Genomic DNA, 17,811 nt, shown 5'->3' with positions numbered 1-17,811 from the left:
TTCCGGCACACGAGGCAGCCGTATGACCGAACTCGACACCCACGCGCGTGACGCCGCCGTGCGGGCGCTGGCCGATGCGCGGCGCATACTCGCGCTCACCGGCGCCGGCATCTCCGCGGAGTCCGGCATTCCGACCTTCCGCGAGGCGCAGACGGGCCTGTGGGCGCGGTTCTCGCCTGAGGACCTGGCCACGCCGGAGGCCTTCGCCCGCGAGCCGGAACGGGTCTGGGGCTGGTATCGCTGGCGGCGGACGCTGATCGCCCGCGGCGGCGTCAACGCCGGCCACGAGGCGCTCGCCGCGCTCGAGCATCACCGGCCCGTCCGGATCGCGACCCAGAACGTCGACGGCCTGCACGCCGCCGCCGGCAGTTCCGACATCGCCGAACTGCACGGCAACATCTGGCGCGAGCGCTGCAGCGCCTGTGCCACGACCGCCACCATGGCCGTGGCGCCGGCCGACGAGGACGCGCCGCTGCCCGTCTGCTCGCGCTGCGGCGCGCCGACACGGCCGGATATCGTCTGGTTCGGCGAAATGCTCCCGGCCGATGCCCTGGCCCGGGCCGAGCAGGGGCTCAACGAGGCCGACTGCGTGCTCGTCGTGGGCACCTCCAATCGCGTCTATCCGGCCGCCGCGCTGGTCGAGACGGCGATCGCCGGGCCGGCGACGGTGATCGAGGTCAACCCCGAGGCCACGCCGGTGTCGACCGCCGTCGATGTCGCCCTGCGCGCCTCCGCAAGCCACGCCCTACCCGCGCTGGTCGCCGCGCTCGACGCCGCGCCCGCGCGCCGATAGTCTGAGCGGAGTCGGAAAACACGTCGTTTCGCCATAGTGGATACGGGCGACGATCGCCAAAGGAGCCGGGAATGACGCGTCGGGTCGTGTTCAATCAGAAAGGCGGCGTGGGCAAGACCACGCTGCTGTGCAATCTCGCGGCCATTGCGGCCGCCCGCGGCCGGCGCACGCTGGTGATCGATCTCGACGCCCAGTGCAACGCCAGCCAGTACCTGCTGTCCTCCGACGGGCGCCAGGCCGAGGCCGGCAGCGCGGACTTCTTCGAGGCCACGCTGACCCGCGGCCGTCGCAGCGGCGGTCTCGGCGACTACGTCACGCCCACCCCGTTCGACAATCTCTCGGTGATGGCCGCGCATCCCGATCTGGAGGCGCTGCGGGTCAAGCTCGAGGCCAAGCACAAGATCTACAAGCTGCGGCAATCGCTGGAGCAGCTCGAGGACTTCGACGCGATCTTCATCGATACCCCGCCGGCGCTGAATTTCTATTCCCAGTCGGCGCTGATCGCCGCCGATCGCTGCCTCGTGCCCTTCGACTGCGACGATTTCGCGCGTCAGGCGCTCTATTCGCTGTTCGACAACATCCACGAGATCCAGGACGACCACAACCCCGACCTCGTCATCGACGGCATCGTCGTCAATCAGTTCCAGCCCCGGGCGCGGCTGCCGGCCCGCATGCTCGAGGAGCTGCGCGCCGAGGGCCATCCGCTGATCGACACCCGTATCACCGCTTCGGTGAAGGTGCGCGAGTCGCACGACGCCTCGGTTCCGCTGATCCATTACGCGCCGAAGCACAAGGTCACCGAGCAGCTGGTCGCCCTCTATGAGCGCCTCGACTAGCCGGCAGCGGATCCGCCCGCCACCGGCAGGCATCGCCGGCCGTCCGGCGCGCGTAGTCTGATCATGCGACTGCGGGCCTCTCACATCGGAATGGCGCTGTGCCTGCTGGCTCTCGGCCTGCTCGCCGCGGGCGGCGTGCTCGCACAGAACGACGGCGCCGACGACGCGGCCACGGACGAGACCACCGCCGTACAGGAGATCGCAATCGACGGTGCCATCGGCCCGGCGACCAGCAACTATATCCGCGGCGCGCTGGCCGACGCGGCCGAGAGTGAGGCGCCGCTGGTCATCCTGCGGCTGGATACGCCGGGCGGGCTCGACGGCGCCATGCGCGAGATCGTGCAGGCGGTTCTCGCCTCGCCGGTGCCGGTGGCGGCCTACGTCGGCCCCGCCGGCGCGCGGGCCGCCAGCGCCGGCACCTACATCCTCTATGCCAGCCACGTGGCGGCCATGGCGCCCGCCACCAATCTAGGCGCGGCCACGCCGGTCAGCATGGGCGGCGACAGCCCGGCCGCGCCCGAGGGCGACCCGGACGGCGAGACCGGTGATGGCGACAGCGAGGCCGATCAGAACGACGCCGGCGAGGAGGCGACCCGGGAGCCCGACACGGCCGAGAACGCCACCGCCAAGCGCCGCAAGGTGGTCAACGATGCGGTGGCTTACATCCGCAGTCTGGCCGAGCGCCGCGACCGCAACGCCGACTGGGCCGAACGCGCGGTCCGCGAAGGCGTGAGCCTGTCCGCCCAGGCCGCGCTGGAAGCCGGCGTGGTGGAGCACGTCGTGCCCGACAGCCGCGCGCTGCTGGCCGCCATCGACGGCACATCGGTCGAAACCCGCAGCGGCACACGCCGCCTCGCGGTCGCCGATCGCGCGATCGAGGTCCGGGAGCCCGGCTGGCGTACCCGCTTCCTGTCGATCATCACCCAGCCGACCGTGGCCTACCTGCTGTTCATGATCGGCATTTACGGTCTGATTCTGGAGGCGCTCAACCCGGGTGCGACGGTGCCGGGCGTGGTCGGCGGCATCAGTCTGCTCTGCGCGCTGTTCGCCTTTCAAATCCTGCCCGTCAACTACGCCGGGTTGGCGCTGATCGTGCTCGGCATCGGTCTGATCGTGGCGGAAGCCTTCGCGCCGAGTTTCGGCATGCTGGGGCTGGGCGGCATGGCCGCTTTCGTGTTCGGATCAATCATGCTCATGGACACGGACGTGCCCGGCTACGAGATTCCGCTCGGCCTGATCGGGGGCCTGGCCACCGCGAGCGCGCTGCTCCTGCTGCTGATCGTGGTCATGTTCATGCGCTCGCGCCGGCAGCGGGTGCACACCGGTCGCGAGGGCCTGATCGGCACCCGCTGCGTGGCGCTCGAGGATTTCGACGGCGAGGGCCGCGTTCGGCTCCAGGGCGAATCCTGGCTCGCCGTCTGCGCCACCCCCGTCGCCCGCGAGCAGACACTCGTCGTGACCGCGGTCGACGGACTAACGGTTACCGTGGAACCCGCGACCGACCGCACTTTTGCAAACCAGTCGCCGGTCGAGAACCGGCACGGAGTCGACCCATGATGCTCAACTTCGGTGCAGCGATCCTCGTTCTGATCGCCATCTTCCTGTTCGCGGCCATCAAGATACTACCCGAGTACGAGCGCGGCGTGATGTTCACGCTCGGGCGCATGACGGGCGTCAAGGGGCCGGGCCTTTTCCTGGTCATCCCGTTCATCCAGAAGATGATCAAGGTGGACATGCGCGTGGTGGTGCTCGACGTGCCGCCACAGGACGTGATCTCGCGCGACAACGTCTCGGTGCGCGTCAACGCCGTGGTCTATTTCCGCGTCATCGAGGCCGACAAGGCGATCGTGGAGGTCGAGCATTTCTATGACGCCGTCAGCCAGCTCGCCCAGACCACGCTGCGCAGCGTGCTCGGCAAGCACGAGCTCGACGAGATGCTCGCCGAACGCGACAAGCTCAACGCCGACATCCAGGAGATTCTCGACCGGCACACCGACGCCTGGGGCCTGAAGGTCGCCAACGTCGAGATCAAACAGGTCGATCTCGACGAGAGCATGACCCGCGCGATCGCCCGGCAGGCCGAGGCCGAGCGCGCCCGCCGGGCCAAGGTCATCAACGCCGAGGGCGAGATGCAGGCCGCCGAGAACCTGCGGGGCGCGGCCGAGCAGCTCGCGCGCGAACCGCAGGCGCTGCAGCTGCGCTACCTGCAGACGCTGGTCGACATCGCCGGCGAGAACAACTCCACCATCGTCTTCCCCCTGCCGATGGACCTGATCCGGCCGCTCATGGATCTGGGTGATGCGTTCAACGCGGCCGGCGGCCCGGACGAAGCGAACCGCACGACCCCGACGAATGGAACCGAAACCGACGCCGATCGCGAGCCGGGCGGGTAGCGCCGACGCCGGACGTCGGGCCACGCCCGTCCCGGCCGCCGCCGGTCACCGGGGCGGCTCGTGCTCTAGCCGCCGGCGCGGCGCCCGTCGTCGTCGGCCTCGAGCGACGCGAGCCGATCGAGCAGACCGTAGAGCATGCCGGCGGTCGCCCCCCAGATATGGTTGTCGTCGTAGTCGATGGAATACACGCGGTAGCGCCGACCGCCGCGCTCGATCGGCTCGCGCCGGAAATGCCGGTGATCGAGCGCGTATTCGAGCGGAACGCCGAACAGGCGTGCCACCTCCATCTCGTCGGGCGCCACTTCGGCCGCCGCCACCGGGTCGACCCAGCCGACGTACGGGCGGATCGCGAACGAGGTCACGGTGCGGTACTCCGGCAGTTCGCCGAGAATCTCGACGTGGTGCGGCGCCAGTCCGATCTCTTCCTGCGCTTCGCGCAGCGCGGCGGCCCGGGCGTCGGCGTCGAAGGCCTCGACCCGGCCGCCGGGGAAACTGATCTGGCCGGGGTGGTGGCGCAGCGCCGCGCTGCGCTGGGTGAACCAGATGAACGGTTCGGGCGCGGCCACCACCGGGATCAACACGGCCGCCGCGTGGGCCGCGCTGCGCTCGCCGGTCAGGCCGGGGTGGTCGCCGCCTACGACCGCCGGGGGCACGCCCACCAGCGCCCGGCGCAGACGCGACCGCCATGCGGTGTCGTGCTCGCGCTCGGGGATGGCGGGGTCATCCATCCGCGTGCTGCTGCTTGAGCTGCTCGGCATAGGCCTTGGCCAGCGCCTGAAAACGCGGCGTCAGGCCGGCATCGGCATACATCGGGTCGCCCTCCTCGTCGTAGGCTGCGATCTCGTCGCCGGGCTGATAGGAAAACGAGCTGGTCAGCTCGTCCAGCGCCGCGGCCAGCAGGTCCGTGAGAATCCGTTCCCGCGTGAGGCCGGGGAACAGGTCGCAGAGCGCGGCGACCTTGGCCGCATCGTAGAGAGGCAGACGAATCTCGTAGGTCTCGTCGGTCCGCATCTCACTGGCATTGGACTGCCACTGTGCCACGAGTTCATTGACTTTCATTACACCACCCGTTGTGTGTCGATCGACGGTGATTTCCGGTATTACGTTACGCAATCTTCATGCGCACGAACAGCATCTTCACGCCCTTTTCGGCGCGCGTTGACCCGCCCGGGGGTGCCTGCTAGCTTGACGCCACCGTTCACCCCGAGCGACCCATGGCCAAGCGCGAAAAGACCTGGAGTCTCAAGGAAATTGACACGGCCCGCGGCGACACCAAGGGCACCGCGTTCCGCGCCTTCAAGCAGCTCAAGGACAGTTTCGACGAAGGCCGGGACTTCTATTATCTGAGTTCCGATCAGGACGCCCGCGAGATCGAGCAGCTGCGCCGCGACGGTCGCATCTACGAGACCACGGTCAACGCTGTTCTGCTCACCGAAGCCGGCTACAGCTCCGTGCTCGACTATCTGGACGGCTGAGCCTGCGCACCGGCGCCTTCGCTAGACGGCCGCGATGCCCTCCTCGAGCGCGCCCTGGTCGTCGGCGAAGCGCCGGATTCCCTCGGCGAGTTTCTCGCCAGCCATGGCATCCGCGGCCATCGCCCACTCGAAACCCGCGCGATTGAGCCGCGTCAGCGGCACGTCGGTCGGCCGCCGGATCAGGCCGTCGGCCGCCGCGCTCTCCAGCCCGGCGAGCTCTTCGAGCAGTGCCGGCGAGATGGTCATCAGGTCGGCTCCCGCCAGCGCCAGGATTTGATCGCGGTTGCGAAAGCTCGCTGCCATGACCTGTGTGGGATAGCCATAGCTTCTGGCGTAGGCGTCGATCGCGCGCACGCTGGCCACGCCCGGATCGTCCGCCGGAGCGTAGCTCTCGACGCCCTCGGTCTTCTTGTACCAGTCGGTGATGCGCCCGACGAACGGCGAGATCAGCGTCACCCCCGCGTCGAAGCAGACCTGGGCCTGGGCCAGCGAGAAGATCAGCGTCATGTTGCAGGCGATGCCCTCCGCCTCGAGCACCCGCGCGGCCTCGATGCCGGGCCAGGTGCTGGCGATCTTGATGAGAATGCGATCCGCCGGCACGCCGAGCGCCGCGTAGTCGGCGATTAGCGCCCGCGCCTTGGCCACGGTGGCGTCCGTGTCGAACGACAGCCGGGCGTCGACCTCCGTCGAGACATAGCGCGGCACGACCCGCGTCAGCTCGCGCCCGAACAGCGTCATCACCCGCTCCGCCCGGGTGACGCCGGCGACCGGCGGGCCGGCCAGCGCCTCGTCCACCACATGGCGATAGCGCGGGTCGCGCGAAGCCTGCAGCACCAGGCTGGGATTGGTGGTCGCATCCGTCGGTTCGAACGCGTGAATGGTCTCGAAGTCGCCGCTGTCGGCGACGATCGTGGTGCGCGCGCGCAATGCATCCAGTGCGGTCTCGGCGGCGGCGGTGGTTGCTGCGGTATCGGCCATGGGGTGCCCTGTGCTGCGGTTCAAACGTGCATTCAACGCCATTGTGCCCGCCAATGGCCATTGGCCAAACGGCGTACGGTCGCTCAATATGCCGCCGATTCTCCCAGTCAACGCCTGAATCGGACATGAGCGAGCCTCGCCTGACGCCCGCGACGATGCGGCCGACCGTCGTGGGCCTGAACGCGCCCACCGTCTCGGCGCCGGACGGCGATCGCACGAGTCGGCTCACGCCGTCGGATGCGCGGGTCGGCGCGCTCCATCTCGGCAGGTCGGTATTTCACGCTTCGTGCGCTCGTCATGCGCCCCTGGACCGTGCTCGGCCCTGCGTCGGCAGCACCACAGCCACCACGCGAACCAAATGAACGCGGCCGTCGTGTGGTTCGCCGAATCCGACGATGATCGCGCGCGCGCACGGACACTGGCCATTCCGACGGTCGAGACCGTGCCGGACACCGGTTTCTATCTGCAGTCGCGCGATGCGGGGCTCACGCTCTGCAACGCCGATGCCGCGCGCCGCGACCGCGGCCTGCGGCTGGACCTGTGCGACGGCGAGGTCGAAAGACGCGCCGCGGGCGGACGCCGCTCGCCGCTCGCCCGTGCCATCGGCCTCCAGCGCCGCCCCGGACAGCGGGTGCTCGACGCCACCTGCGGCCTGGGCCGCGACAGCGCCACGCTGGCCGCGATCGGCTGTCGCGTGAGCGCGCTGGAGCGCAGCCCCCTGCTCTACGCGCTACTCGAGGACGCACGTCGCCGTGCCGCGATCGACCCGCCGGCCTGGCTGGCACACTGGCCGACGCTCGTGCACGCCGACGCCACGGCCTGGCTCGCCCGCGTCGATCCGGGCGCGTTCGACGTCGTCTACATCGATCCCATGTTCGAGGCGCCGCGGCGCAAGGCGCGGCCCCAGAAGGCGCTGGACTGGCTCCACCGCTTGCTCGGCGCCGACACCGACGCCGCCCACCTGCTTGCCGCGGCGCGAGTCGTGGCCGGGCGGCGTTGCGTGATCAAGCAGCACGCCCGCGCCGAGCCACTGGCGCCCGCGGATCTCTCATTCGGTTCCAAATCCGTGCGTTACGATGTCTATCTCATACCGAATCGAGATCACTACAGCGCCTCGAACGACTTCAGATAACGCTTGAAGTTTGCCACGTAACGTTCCGCCCCCTGGCGCAGTCTGTCGATCTCCGCGGCTTCGAGCTCGCGTTTGACGCGCCCGGGTACGCCGATGACCATGCTGTTATCGGGGATCGTCTTACCCTCCGGCACCAGCGCACCCGCGCCGATCAGGCAGTTGCGACCGACGGTCGCACCGTTGAGCACCACCGCCTTGATGCCGACGAGGCTGTTGTCGCCGATCGTGCAGCCGTGGAGCATCGCCTGGTGGCCCACCGTGACCCCCGCGCCGATATGCAGCGGGTAGCCGGGATCGGTATGCAGCACGCTGGCATCCTGCACGTTGCTGCCCTCGCCGACGACGATCTCCTCGTTGTCACCGCGCAGGACCGCGTTGAACCAGACGCTGGCCTCGTGCGCCAGCCGGACACGGCCGAGCACGGTGGCGTTGTCGGCGACGAAGAAGGCGCCGGCTTCGGGCGTGACGGGCACCCGATCGTCGAGTCGATACAGCATGACCTCTCCCTATGATTGTGAATGCGTCGCGCGTGCCGGCTTTCGGGCGACGTCATCACGGACGTACACCGGCAGTGCCCGAAACGCCGGCACGCCGTCGCCCGCAGCCAGCGCGACCGCGGCCAGGCGCGCGATATCCGCGGCATGCGGCGCCTCCGCAACCACCGCGTAGTGATCCGCAGCCAGGCCGCGGGCCGCGGCCACCAGCGGCCAGCCGTTGCCGGCGCGCGCGATGGCGGACGGATCCGCATCGAGACGCGCGGGTTCGATCACGCGCTCGTCACCGACGGCCGACGGCACGGATTCGCCGCGGCTGAAATCGCCGACGTAGACCTCGCCCATGCGGGCGTCCTGGACCACACGCACCGCGTCGGCGCTATCGCCCGCAAAGGCCTGCGCGGCGAGCGCCGCGAGCGTGGAGATCGGCACCACCGGTCGGTCGAGTCCGGCCGCCAGGCCCTGGATCAGACCGGCGGCGATCCGCAGCCCGGTGAAGGCGCCGGGCCCGCGACCGAAGGCCAGGCCGTCGAGCGCGGCCAGCGGCCAGCCGGCCTCGGCGAGCAGACGCTCGGCCGCCGGCAGCAGCCGCCGGGCGTGGGCCTGCGGCGCGACTTCGAAGTGCTCGCGCACGTCTGCGGGCGCGTTACTGTCGAACAGCGCGACCGAGAGCGCCTGGGTCGAGGCATCGAGGGCCAGCAGCTTCATGCCGGACTCAGGGCGTCCAGAAAGGCGCAGGCCGCATTGCGATCGCGGGTGACCGGCATCGGCGGCAGGCTCTTGCGCACGATCGGCCCGTAGCGGGCAGTGAACAGGCGCGGATCGCAGATCGCCAGCACGCCGCGGTCGTCGGCGTCGCGGATCAGCCGGCCCACGCCCTGCTTGAGCGCGATCACCGCCTGCGGCAGCTGGTAGTCCATGAACGGGTTCTCGCCGGCCTCCTTCATCGCCGTGAAGCGTGCGGCCAGCACCGGGTCGGCGGGCGAGGCGAACGGCAGGCGGTCGATGATCACCAGGCGCAGGGCGTGGCCGCGCACGTCCACGCCCTCCCAGAAGCTGCTGGTCGCGACCAGCACGGCACCGGCATCGGCGCGAAAATCCTCGAGCAGCGCCGCGCGCGGCGCACTGCCCTGGATCAGCGGCTCGAACCCGGCCCGCGTGAGCGCCTCACCGTAGTGGGCCACCGCCCGGTAGCTGGTACAGAGCACGAACGCCCCGCCCTCGGCTGCGGCGACCAGTGCGCGGATCTCCTCGATCGCAGCGGCGTCGAAGTCCGGGGTGCCCGGCGCCGGCATCCGCGGCGGCGCGTAGAGCAGCGCATTGTTCTCGTAGTCGAAGGGACTGGGCAGGACACGACGCTCGATCTCGCCGAGACCCAGCCGGTGGCAGAAATAGTCGAGGTCGTTGTTGACGGCCAGCGTCGCCGAGGTGAACACCCAGGCGCCCGGATACGCCTCGATCGCGCGTGCGAACGGCGTGGCCACGTCCAGCGGCGTGCTGTGCCAGATCCAGCCGCGGCCGCGTTTCTCCAGCCAGCTGACCTGCCCGGTCTCGGGCGCGCTCACGGCGGTCAGACGGGCGGCCAGATCCGCACAGCGACGCGTCAGTGCCTTGAGGCGATCACTGCGGTCGGCGGCCGGCTCGAGCAGCCCCTTCAGCGTATCGAGCGCGGTCTGCAACGCGGCCACGGCCTCGCGGATCGCCGGCGTGTCGAGCGCCTCCCAGCTGCGGCTGCCGCTGTCCGTGCCCAACGCGGCCGCGAACGCGCTCTCGGCGTCGCCGACGTCGCCCAGCGCCTGCCGGGCCGAGGGCATGTCGCCGCCGAGCGTGTCCAGCTCCGCAACGCCGTCGCGCACCAGATCGGCCAGCTGGCGCCCGGACAGCGCCTGCCCGAAGAAACGCCCGGCGATGTCGGGCAGCTTGTGCGCCTCGTCCAGAACCACGGCGTCCGCGCCGGGCAGCACTTCCCCGAAACCGCTTTCACGCAGCGTCAGGTCGGCGAACAGCAGGTAGTGGTTGACGATGACCAGATCCGCGGCCTGGGCTTCGCGGCGCGCCGCGACGACCCAGCACTGATCGTAGAGCGGGCACTCTTGGCCCAGGCAGTTGTCGGTGGTCGAGGTGATGCGCGGCCAGAGCGCGTCGCCGTCGCCGATGTCGCCGAACTCGCCCAGATCACCGGTCTTCGTGCGCGCTGCCCAGTCGCGCACCGCCCGCAATTTGGGGGCCAGATAGAGGTCGCCGCTGGCTTCGGTCAGGTTCAGACGATGCAGGCACAGATAGTTCGCGCGGCCCTTGAGCACCGTGGAGCGCACCCGCCGGCCCAGCACCGTCTCGGCCAGCGGCACGTCCTTCTCGTCGAGCTGGCTCTGGAGGTAGCGCGTGGCGGTGGACACGATCACCTTGCGACGCGAGGCCAGCGCCGGCAGCAGATACGCCAGCGTCTTGCCGGTGCCGGTGCCGGCCTCGACCACGAGCCGGCCGCCCTCGTCGATCGCCTGGCCGACCGCGGCGGCCATTTCGGCCTGCCCGGCACGCGCGGCGTAGCCCGGCAGGCTCTCGCGCAGGCTCGCGTCGTCCTCGAACAGGGCGGCGCCGGCCGCCGCCGTCATCGACCCAACTGCTGACTGGCGCTGCGGTACTCGTCGGCGCGTGCGCGTGCGTCGCGCGCGCCGCCGCCATCGCCCGTGCTCTGGCGGGCCTCGGCGATCAGGCGCCAGTTGTCGGCGCGCACGAACGGATTGTTACCGGCGACGCTGTTGGACTTGCGCGCCATCGCCTCGGCCTGGCCGGCCTGATCCTGAGCCAGACGCACGCTGGCCAGACGCTGGTAGATGAATGGGTTGCGCGGCTCCAGGTCCAGCGCCCGCTCGAGCGTGGCGGCCGCCATCTCCATGTGGCCGCCCCGGGCCAGCGTCTCCGCCCGGCCGAGCAGCGAAAGCACGGCCGGGCTGCTGGCCTCCTGGGCGCTGCGCGGCGGCATCTCGGCCGGCGGCTGCTGGGGCGGACTCGGCGGCTGGCGATCCGGTTCCGGTTCGCGGTCCGGCTTGTTCGGCGGCTCGGGCGGTGCCGGCCCGGCCGGCCCCTCCGGCGGCGGAAAATCGGTCCGTTGCAGATTCGCGCAGCCGGCCAGTGCCAGCAGCGCCAGGAGTATGGCGATTCGCTTGAAGATGATCATCGGAACAGTCGTTGCAGCCAGTTGCCTTCTTCTTCGTTGCGCCGGCGTTCGGCGTTGTCCTGCATGATATCGCTATCACAGTCGGAAAGCCCGTCGGGAACGTAACCGCGGATGAACGGCACCGCCACGGTATCGCCGCAGCCGCGCGCGCCGCGACTGCCGCTCGGATCGAAATTCAGGCGCAACGGCACGGTGACCACGTCTTCCGGCGGCGTCTCGATGATGCCGCGCGGCTCGAGGTCGGCCATGATCCGCGACCACAGCGGCAGCGCCCCCGTAGCGCCGGTGAGCTCGGCCGAGCGATTGTCGTCGCGACCGACCCAGACCACGGCCAGGCGGTTGGCCGAGAAGCCGGCGAACCAGCTGTCGCGCAGGTTGTTCGTCGTTCCCGTCTTGCCGGCCACCTGCAGGTCGTTCGGGAGAACGTCGTAGGCCCCGGCACCCGTGCCGTAACGCGCCACGCGCTGGAGAATCCAATCGGTGAGATAGACCGGTGCCTCGTCGACCGCCCGCTCGATCCGCAGCGGATAACGGTTCAGCGGCTCGCCCTCGCTGGTGGTCACGGCCCGGATGGACAGCAGGGGCGTGTAGTAGCCGCCGGCGGCGAGCGTATTGTAAATCTGGGCGACCTCGAACGGCGCCATGTTCACGGCCCCAAGCGCCAGGGATGGCACGGCCAGCGGATCACCCGTGTATCCGAGCTTGCCGAGCGTATCGATGACGTTCGGGATCCCGAGTTCCAGCGCCAGCCGCGACGTGGACAGGTTGTAGCTGTGGGTGAGCGCGTAGTGCAGCGGGACGCTGTCGCCGTGACTGCGGCGCGAGTAGTTGTCGGGGCGCCAGGTATCGCCGTTGGGCAGCTCGACCGCCAGCGGACTGTCGTCCAGCGGCGTGACGAGGCTGTACTCGCTCGGCTGCGACAGCGCGGTGAGATAGACCACCGGCTTCATCAGCGAGCCGATCTGTCGCTTGGCATCCAGCGCCCGGTTGAAGCCGGCCATACCGCCGTCGCGACCGCCCACCAGCGCGAGCACGCGGCCACCTTCCACGCTGGTCACCACGGCCGCGGCCTGCAGGCTGTCGCTCTCGATACCCCGCGCGGCCTCGACCCGATCGAGGCCATCGGCCACCCGAGCCTCGGTCGTCGACTGGATGGCCGGGTCGAGCGTGGTGAAGATGCGCAAGCCCTCCTCGGTCAGATCCTCGTCGGCATACTGGCCGTGGAGCTGACGCCGCACCAGGTCGATGAACGCAGGATACTGCGTGGTGCTGCGCACGCTGCGCGCGGCCACGCCGAGATCGGCCGCCTTGGCGGCCCGCCAGGCGTCATCCTCGAGAAAACCCGCGTCGTGGAACATGTCGAGTACCAGATCGCGCCGGCTCCGGGCGCGCTCGGGATGGCGACGCGGGTCGTAGTAGCTCGGCCCCTTCACCATGGCCACCAGCAGCGCGATCTCCTGCGGCTGGAGCTCCTGAATCGGCTTCTGGAAATAGAAATAGCTGGCGAGCCCGAAACCGTGGATGGCACGGCCCCCGTCCTGGCCCAGATAGACCTCGTTGAGATAGGCCTCGAGGATCTCGGGCTTGGAATAATGCGCATCCAGCAAAATCGCCATCAGCGCTTCCTTGGCCTTGCGCACGAACGTCTGCTGGTTGTCGAGATAGAAGTTCTTGACCAGCTGCTGGGTGATGGTCGAGCCACCCTGCACGACCCGACCCGCGCGCAGGTTCGCCCAGGCCGCACGCAGGATCGACTTGGGCGAGACGCCCCAGTGGTTCATGAAGTCGCGGTCCTCGACCGTGATCAGGCCGGCCGGCAGCATCGGCGGTACCTCGCCCAGCTCGACCAGGATGCGATCCTCGCCCTGGGTCGGATAGATGCTGCCGAGCAGCAGCGGGTCGAGCCGGAGCAGCGCCAGGCTGCCGTCATCGTCGAGCGCGGACAGCCCGGCCACGCCGGAACCGTTGAAATTCAGGCGGATCTCGCGCGCGGCCTGCTCACCGTCCCAGAAGGTGAAGGCACGAGTATGGATGTCCAGATGCCCGCCACCGGCGCTGTAGGTGCCCGGCTCCGGGATACCGCCGCTGGCGCGATAGCCCTGCCGCTGCAGACGAGCCACGAGCGCGTCGCGGGACAGATCCTGCCCCGCGTAGAGCTCTAGCGGGCTCGCGTAGACCTTGGCGGGCAACGTCCAGCGCGTGCCCTCGAACTGGGCCCGCACCGCGGTGTCGAGCTGGACGGTGTACAGCGCGAGCACGGCCGCGCCGACGCAGCACAGCAGAAAGACGTAAGGCAGCAGACGGCGCAGAAGACCGCGCCGCTTGGCAGGCTTCTTTTCGGAGGACCGACGGCCGGGGGTGCGCTTTCTTGCGGCCAATTCAGCTATCCGCGCCAAACGAGGGCGCAAATAGTAGCAAAGGCTGCGTCAGCCGGTGCGATCAGTCGGACGCCGACGCATCACCGCGCGGCCGCATGCTCTTCGCGATCTCTTTTTCCATGGCCTCCAGGCCGATATGGCGCACATCCTTGCCTTCGACGAAATAGACCACGTATTCGCCGATGTTAGTCGAATGATCGCCGATGCGCTCGAGCGCCTTGACCGCCCAGAGCACGTCCAGCATGTGCCGGATCGTGCGCGGATCCTCCATCATGTAGGTGATGCACTGGCGCACGATGCCCTCGTACTCGCGATCGACCTCCTCGTCGTTGCGGGCCACGTGGACCGCGCTCTCCGAGTCCAGGCGCGCGAAGGCATCGAGTACGTCGCGCACCATCTCGCGCACGTGACGGCCGAGCGTCTCGATCTGGCGAAAAGCGCTCTTGGGCCGCTCGTAGCTGGCCAGATGCGTGGCCATGCGCCCGATCTTCTCGGCCTCGTCGCCGATGCGCTCGAGGTCGGTGATGGTCTTGGCGATGGCGATGACCAGCCGCAGGTCGCCGGCCTGGGGCGCGCGCCGCGCGAGGATGCGGGTGCATTCCTCGTCGATCTCGATCTCCATGCGGTTGACCTCGGTGTCGCCGCGCACGACGTCCTCGCCGAGGCCGCCGTCGCCGTCGACCAGCGCACGGACCGCATCCGCGATCTGCTGCTCCACCAGGCCACCCATGGACAGAACCAGCTCGCGCACGTCCTCCAGGTCCGCATCGAACTGCTTCGATGTGTGCTTCTCCAGGCCTACCTTTTCCATCGTCGTGCGCTCCTGTGGCCCGCTCTCAACCGTAGCGGCCTGTGATGTAGTCCTCGGTCTTCTTCTCCCGCGGGTGCGTGAACAGCGAGTCGGTATCGGAGAACTCGACGATGTCGCCGAGGTGGAAGAATGCCGTGTAGCCGGCCACGCGCGCGGCCTGTTGCAGATTGTGGGTCACGATCACGATCGTGTAGTTGTCCTTGAGCTCGTCGATCAGCTGTTCCACGGTCGCGGTGGCCACCGGGTCGAGCGCCGAACACGGCTCGTCCATCAACAGGACCGACGGGCTGACGGCGATCGCGCGCGCGATACACAGGCGCTGCTGCTGACCGCCGGACAACGACAGGCCGGGCATCTCCAGCCGGTCCTTGACCTCGTCCCAGAGGCCCGCGCGCTTGAGCGAATGCTCCACCAGCTCATCCATGTCGGTGCGCTTGCGCACCTGGCCGAGGATCTTCGGCGCGTAGGCGATGTTCTCGTAGATGCTCTTCGGAAACGGGTTCGGTTTCTGGAAGACCATGCCGATATGCGCACGAAGTTCCACCACATCCACGTGCGGGGCGTAGATGTTGTCGCCGTCGAAGGTGACCTCGCCCTCGATGCGCACGCCCTGGATCAGGTCGTTCATGCGATTGAGACAGCGCAGGAACGTCGACTTGCCGCAGCCCGAGGGGCCGATCAGCGCCGTGACCTCGTTCTCCAGCACATCCATGGAGACACCGTGCAGTGCCTGCGTCTCGCCGTACCAGACCGCGAGGTCGTTCACCTGCATTTTCGTGGCCTGTCTCACCGGGGGCCGCTCCGTTGTCGGCGTCCGCACCATTTCCGCGGTATCGCCAGTCAAGTCTCGAGTGCGCATCCTAAATCTCCGGTGTCTTAAGACAAAGCGGGGGTGAATCGATCATGCGGCCTACCAGCGCCGCTCGAAGCGGTTGCGCAGAATGACGGCGGTGGCGTTGAGCACGATCAGCAGCGACAGCAGCACGAGAATACCGGCCGCGGTCAGGCTCACGTACGAACGCTCCGGCATGCCCGCCCAGGTGAAGATCTGCGCCGGCAGCACCGTGGCGGCATCGGTCAGGCTCCCCGGTGCGTCGGGGATGTAGGCGATCATGCCGATCAGCAGCAGCGGCGCGGTCTCGCCGATCGCCTGCGCGATGCCGATGATGGTGCCGGTGAGAATGCCCGGCAGCGCCAGCGGCAAGACGTGATCGCGCACCGTCTGCCAGCGCGAGGCCCCCACCGCCTGCGCGCCCTGGCGGATGTTATCCGGCACCGCCTTGAGGGCGGCGCGGGTGCTGATGATGATCACCGGCAGCGTCATCAGCGACAGCGTCAGGCCGCCGGCGAGCGCCGACGATCGCGGCACGCCGAAGAAGTTGATGAAGATCGCCAGGCCGAGCAGACCGAACAGAATCGACGGCACGGCCGCGAGATTGTTGATGTTGATCTCGACCGCCTGGGTGAAGCGGTTGTCGGGGGCGAACTCCTCCAGATAGATGGCCGTGGCCACGCCGATCGGGAAGCTGATCGCCAGCACCACGAGCATCAGATAGAAGGTACCCACGAACGCGGACCATAGCCCGGCGTTCGACGGGATCTTGGAATCACCCGAAAAGAACAGCCCCTTGTTGAAGCCGTAGCCCACATCGCCATCGGCCTGAAGCTGCTCGAGCGGGGCCTTCATCTCCGGATCGAGGCTCTCGCTGTGACCCTTGCGATACTGATCGACGTCGGCTTTGGCGGTCAGCCACTGCGTCTGCGTCGTGCCCATCAGCTCCGGGTTGTTCTCGACCTGGCGCGGGATGCTGCGGAAGAACGCCCGGGAGACCAGCGGGAAGACCTCCTCGCTGACCGAGTCCATGGTGAACTCCAACGTATCCTCGTTGTAAGTCACCTCGGCGCGGATCTGTGTTTCGTAGAACGCCGAATAGCCCTGCCGGATCATGTCGGTGAAGAACAGCACCAAAAAGGCCATCGCGAGCACCAGCGCGCCCACGCAATAGGCCTTGAATCGCTTCTCCGCGCGATAGCGCTTCTTCAGGTGCCGCGAGGGCGTTAGCGAAATGCGGTCGGTCATGAGCGGCTCGCGTTATTCGTAGGACTGACGGAACTTGCGGATCACGATGATCGAAACCAGATTCAGCGTGAGCGTGACCACGAACAGCACCAGGCCGAGCGCGAACGCCGCCAGGGTCTCGGGGCTGTCGAAGGCCTGGTCGCCGGTCAGACCGTCCACGATGCGCACGGTCACCGTGGTCATGTCCTCCAGCGGGTTCCAGGTCAGGTTCGGGCGCAGGCCGGCGGCCATGACCACGATCATGGTCTCGCCCAGCGCCCGCGAGACGCCGAGCAGCGACGCGGCCATGATGCCGGGGAAGGCCGCCGGCAGCACGATTTTCTTGATCGTCTCCGAGCGGGTCGAACCGAGCGCATAGGCGCCCTCGCGCAGGCTGTTCGGAATCGAGTTGATGACGTCGTCCGACAGCGATGAGATGAAGGGGATGATCATGATGCCCATGACCAGCCCCGGCGCCAGGGCATTGGTATAGGACGCGTCCAGCCCGAACAGGGCGGCCACGTCGACCACCAGCGGGCTGACCGTGATGGCGGCGAAGAAACCGTAGACGACCGTCGGAATGCCGGCGAGGATCTCGAGCAGCGGCTTGGCGATGGTGCGCACACGGTACGGCGCGTACTCCGACATGTAGACGGCCGAGAGCACGCCGATGGGGATCGCCACGAGCATGGCGATCGCACTGATCATGAAGGTGCCGGCGAACAGCGGCACCGAACCGAACTGGGATTCGGCGGTCTGCTGGCCCGGCCGGAACTGGGCGATGGGGCTCCAGTTGGTGCCGGTGATGAAATGCCAGACACTGACCTGATTGAAGAACTTTAGCGCCTCGAAGACGATCGACAGGATGATGCCGAGCGTGGTCAGTATCGAGACCAGCGAGGCGGTGAACAGCGTCCAGTAGACGAATTTCTCGATCGCGTTGCGCGCCCGCAGGCCGGGCTCCACCCGTTTGAGCGCCATCGCCGCGCCGACCGCGGCTCCGACCAACGCGAAGATGAGCACGAACGGAGCGGAGGGGACCTGTACGCCGAGCAACGCCGCACCCGCAGCGACCGCTCCGATCGCGATCGCGGGCAGCGCCATCCAGGTGGCGACATAGACCCCGTACTGGCCCGGCAGCGAATGCAGCCGGTCGCCGTGCGCATCGGCGATGAGCGCCTTGCGGCGACCCATTGCGTAGGCGACGACCGCCAGTGGCAGCAGTCCGCCGAAGAAAACGAGCATGATCTGGCTGGTATCCAAAGCGCGTCCCTAGACTGCGGA

Annotated in this window: 18 protein-coding genes; 6 read left to right on the top strand and 12 right to left on the bottom strand. The window is 68.6% G+C overall.

The window, feature by feature from the left end:
• Window positions 1-22 precede the first annotated feature (22 nt).
• The 4 genes from SAOR_RS10685 to SAOR_RS10670 all read left to right on the top strand — a co-directional run bounded on the left by SAOR_RS10685 (window position 23) and on the right by SAOR_RS10670 (window position 4,022).
• Window positions 23-793, top strand: coding sequence for an SIR2 family NAD-dependent protein deacylase (locus SAOR_RS10685; protein WP_123631417.1), 771 nt, complete (start codon window positions 23-25; stop codon window positions 791-793).
• 71 nt (window positions 794-864) lie between these two features.
• Complete coding sequence (locus SAOR_RS10680; RefSeq protein ID WP_123631416.1) at window positions 865-1,629, top strand: ParA family protein; 765 nt, start codon at window positions 865-867, stop codon at window positions 1,627-1,629.
• 63 nt (window positions 1,630-1,692) lie between these two features.
• The gene (locus tag SAOR_RS10675; RefSeq protein ID WP_245965444.1) at window positions 1,693-3,186 is read left to right on the top strand and encodes an NfeD family protein; all 1,494 of its coding nucleotides are present in this window, start codon (window positions 1,693-1,695) and stop codon (window positions 3,184-3,186) included.
• Window positions 3,183-4,022, top strand: a complete 840-nt coding sequence (locus SAOR_RS10670) for a slipin family protein (RefSeq protein ID WP_123631415.1) — start codon at window positions 3,183-3,185, stop codon at window positions 4,020-4,022. Before SAOR_RS10675 ends, SAOR_RS10670 begins: the two co-directional genes overlap by 4 nt.
• A gap of 65 nt (window positions 4,023-4,087) precedes the next feature.
• Here the strand turns inward: SAOR_RS10670 and SAOR_RS10665 are convergent, their stop codons facing one another.
• Window positions 4,088-4,750, bottom strand: a complete 663-nt coding sequence (locus tag SAOR_RS10665) for a CoA pyrophosphatase (RefSeq protein WP_123631414.1) — start codon at window positions 4,748-4,750, stop codon at window positions 4,088-4,090.
• Entirely contained in the window at window positions 4,743-5,081 is a 339-nt protein-coding gene (locus SAOR_RS10660; protein WP_123631413.1) for a type 1 pili tip component, read from the bottom strand. Before SAOR_RS10660 ends, SAOR_RS10665 begins: the two co-directional genes overlap by 8 nt.
• 155 nt (window positions 5,082-5,236) lie before the next feature.
• Between SAOR_RS10660 and SAOR_RS10655 the strand changes: the two genes are divergently transcribed.
• Window positions 5,237-5,497 carry a hypothetical protein gene (locus SAOR_RS10655; protein WP_123631412.1) on the top strand — a complete coding sequence of 87 codons (261 nt, stop codon included), beginning with the start codon at window positions 5,237-5,239 and terminating at the stop codon, window positions 5,495-5,497.
• A gap of 21 nt (window positions 5,498-5,518) precedes the next feature.
• Here SAOR_RS10655 and SAOR_RS10650 read toward each other — a convergent pair whose 3' ends face one another.
• Window positions 5,519-6,475 carry a transaldolase family protein gene (locus SAOR_RS10650; RefSeq protein WP_123631411.1) on the bottom strand — a complete coding sequence of 319 codons (957 nt, stop codon included), beginning with the start codon at window positions 6,473-6,475 and terminating at the stop codon, window positions 5,519-5,521.
• A gap of 358 nt (window positions 6,476-6,833) precedes the next feature.
• Between SAOR_RS10650 and SAOR_RS10645 the strand changes: the two genes are divergently transcribed.
• The gene (locus SAOR_RS10645) at window positions 6,834-7,607 is read left to right on the top strand and encodes a class I SAM-dependent methyltransferase (RefSeq protein ID WP_123631410.1); all 774 of its coding nucleotides are present in this window, start codon (window positions 6,834-6,836) and stop codon (window positions 7,605-7,607) included.
• Here the strand turns inward: SAOR_RS10645 and SAOR_RS10640 are convergent.
• The 9 genes from SAOR_RS10640 to pstC form a co-directional block, all read right to left on the bottom strand.
• On the bottom strand, window positions 7,580-8,104 hold the full coding sequence (locus tag SAOR_RS10640; RefSeq protein WP_123631409.1) for a gamma carbonic anhydrase family protein: 525 nt from the start codon (window positions 8,102-8,104) through the stop codon (window positions 7,580-7,582). The two genes, SAOR_RS10645 and SAOR_RS10640, sit on opposite strands and share 28 nt — an antisense overlap.
• A 9-nt stretch (window positions 8,105-8,113) precedes the next feature.
• Entirely contained in the window at window positions 8,114-8,809 is a 696-nt protein-coding gene (gene tsaB, locus SAOR_RS10635; RefSeq protein ID WP_123631408.1) for a tRNA (adenosine(37)-N6)-threonylcarbamoyltransferase complex dimerization subunit type 1 TsaB, read from the bottom strand.
• Window positions 8,806-10,713, bottom strand: coding sequence for a DNA repair helicase YoaA (yoaA, locus tag SAOR_RS10630; protein ID WP_123592447.1), 1,908 nt, complete (start codon window positions 10,711-10,713; stop codon window positions 8,806-8,808). The genes tsaB and yoaA overlap by 4 nt, the downstream gene beginning before the upstream one ends.
• A complete protein-coding gene (locus SAOR_RS10625; protein ID WP_123631407.1) occupies window positions 10,710-11,279 on the bottom strand; it encodes a hypothetical protein in 570 nt (189 codons plus the stop codon). The genes yoaA and SAOR_RS10625 overlap by 4 nt, the downstream gene beginning before the upstream one ends.
• Window positions 11,276-13,657, bottom strand: coding sequence for a penicillin-binding protein 1B (gene mrcB, locus SAOR_RS10620; RefSeq protein ID WP_123631406.1), 2,382 nt, complete (start codon window positions 13,655-13,657; stop codon window positions 11,276-11,278). The genes SAOR_RS10625 and mrcB overlap by 4 nt, the downstream gene beginning before the upstream one ends.
• 61 nt (window positions 13,658-13,718) lie before the next feature.
• Window positions 13,719-14,468, bottom strand: coding sequence for a phosphate signaling complex protein PhoU (phoU, locus tag SAOR_RS10615; protein WP_123631405.1), 750 nt, complete (start codon window positions 14,466-14,468; stop codon window positions 13,719-13,721).
• 25 nt (window positions 14,469-14,493) lie between these two features.
• Window positions 14,494-15,291 (bottom strand): phosphate ABC transporter ATP-binding protein PstB, encoded by a 798-nt coding sequence (pstB, locus tag SAOR_RS10610; protein ID WP_123631556.1) that lies wholly within the window; start codon window positions 15,289-15,291, stop codon window positions 14,494-14,496.
• 87 nt (window positions 15,292-15,378) lie between these two features.
• A complete protein-coding gene (gene pstA / locus SAOR_RS10605) occupies window positions 15,379-16,548 on the bottom strand; it encodes a phosphate ABC transporter permease PstA (protein ID WP_123631404.1) in 1,170 nt (389 codons plus the stop codon).
• Window positions 16,549-16,560: 12 nt separating this feature from the next.
• Window positions 16,561-17,790 carry a phosphate ABC transporter permease subunit PstC gene (gene pstC, locus SAOR_RS10600; protein WP_123631403.1) on the bottom strand — a complete coding sequence of 410 codons (1,230 nt, stop codon included), beginning with the start codon at window positions 17,788-17,790 and terminating at the stop codon, window positions 16,561-16,563.
• Window positions 17,791-17,811 lie beyond the last annotated feature (21 nt).

This window comes from Salinisphaera orenii subsp. orenii MK-B5, assembly GCF_003788635.1.
GTDB classification, from domain to species: Bacteria; Pseudomonadota; Gammaproteobacteria; order Nevskiales; family Salinisphaeraceae; genus Salinisphaera; species Salinisphaera orenii.
This window is presented reverse-complemented; position numbering and strand designations above follow the sequence as displayed.

Excerpts from the sequence above, each read along its gene's own strand:
- SAOR_RS10685 (WP_123631417.1), top strand. The coding sequence starts at position 23 with ATGACCGAACTCGACACCCACGCGCGTGACGCCGCCGTGCGGGCGCTG.
- SAOR_RS10680 (WP_123631416.1), top strand. The coding sequence starts at position 865 with ATGACGCGTCGGGTCGTGTTCAATCAGAAAGGCGGCGTGGGCAAGACC.
- SAOR_RS10675 (WP_245965444.1), top strand. The coding sequence starts at position 1,693 with ATGCGACTGCGGGCCTCTCACATCGGAATGGCGCTGTGCCTGCTGGCT.
- SAOR_RS10670 (WP_123631415.1), top strand. The coding sequence starts at position 3,183 with ATGATGCTCAACTTCGGTGCAGCGATCCTCGTTCTGATCGCCATCTTC.
- SAOR_RS10665 (WP_123631414.1), bottom strand. The coding sequence starts at position 4,750 with ATGGATGACCCCGCCATCCCCGAGCGCGAGCACGACACCGCATGGCGG.
- SAOR_RS10660 (WP_123631413.1), bottom strand. The coding sequence starts at position 5,081 with ATGAAAGTCAATGAACTCGTGGCACAGTGGCAGTCCAATGCCAGTGAG.
- SAOR_RS10655 (WP_123631412.1), top strand. The coding sequence starts at position 5,237 with ATGGCCAAGCGCGAAAAGACCTGGAGTCTCAAGGAAATTGACACGGCC.
- SAOR_RS10650 (WP_123631411.1), bottom strand. The coding sequence starts at position 6,475 with ATGGCCGATACCGCAGCAACCACCGCCGCCGCCGAGACCGCACTGGAT.
- SAOR_RS10645 (WP_123631410.1), top strand. The coding sequence starts at position 6,834 with ATGAACGCGGCCGTCGTGTGGTTCGCCGAATCCGACGATGATCGCGCG.
- SAOR_RS10640 (WP_123631409.1), bottom strand. The coding sequence starts at position 8,104 with ATGCTGTATCGACTCGACGATCGGGTGCCCGTCACGCCCGAAGCCGGC.
- tsaB (WP_123631408.1), bottom strand. The coding sequence starts at position 8,809 with ATGAAGCTGCTGGCCCTCGATGCCTCGACCCAGGCGCTCTCGGTCGCG.
- yoaA (WP_123592447.1), bottom strand. The coding sequence starts at position 10,713 with ATGACGGCGGCGGCCGGCGCCGCCCTGTTCGAGGACGACGCGAGCCTG.
- SAOR_RS10625 (WP_123631407.1), bottom strand. The coding sequence starts at position 11,279 with ATGATCATCTTCAAGCGAATCGCCATACTCCTGGCGCTGCTGGCACTG.
- phoU (WP_123631405.1), bottom strand. The coding sequence starts at position 14,468 with ATGGAAAAGGTAGGCCTGGAGAAGCACACATCGAAGCAGTTCGATGCG.
- pstB (WP_123631556.1), bottom strand. The coding sequence starts at position 15,291 with ATGGTGCGGACGCCGACAACGGAGCGGCCCCCGGTGAGACAGGCCACG.
- pstA (WP_123631404.1), bottom strand. The coding sequence starts at position 16,548 with ATGACCGACCGCATTTCGCTAACGCCCTCGCGGCACCTGAAGAAGCGC.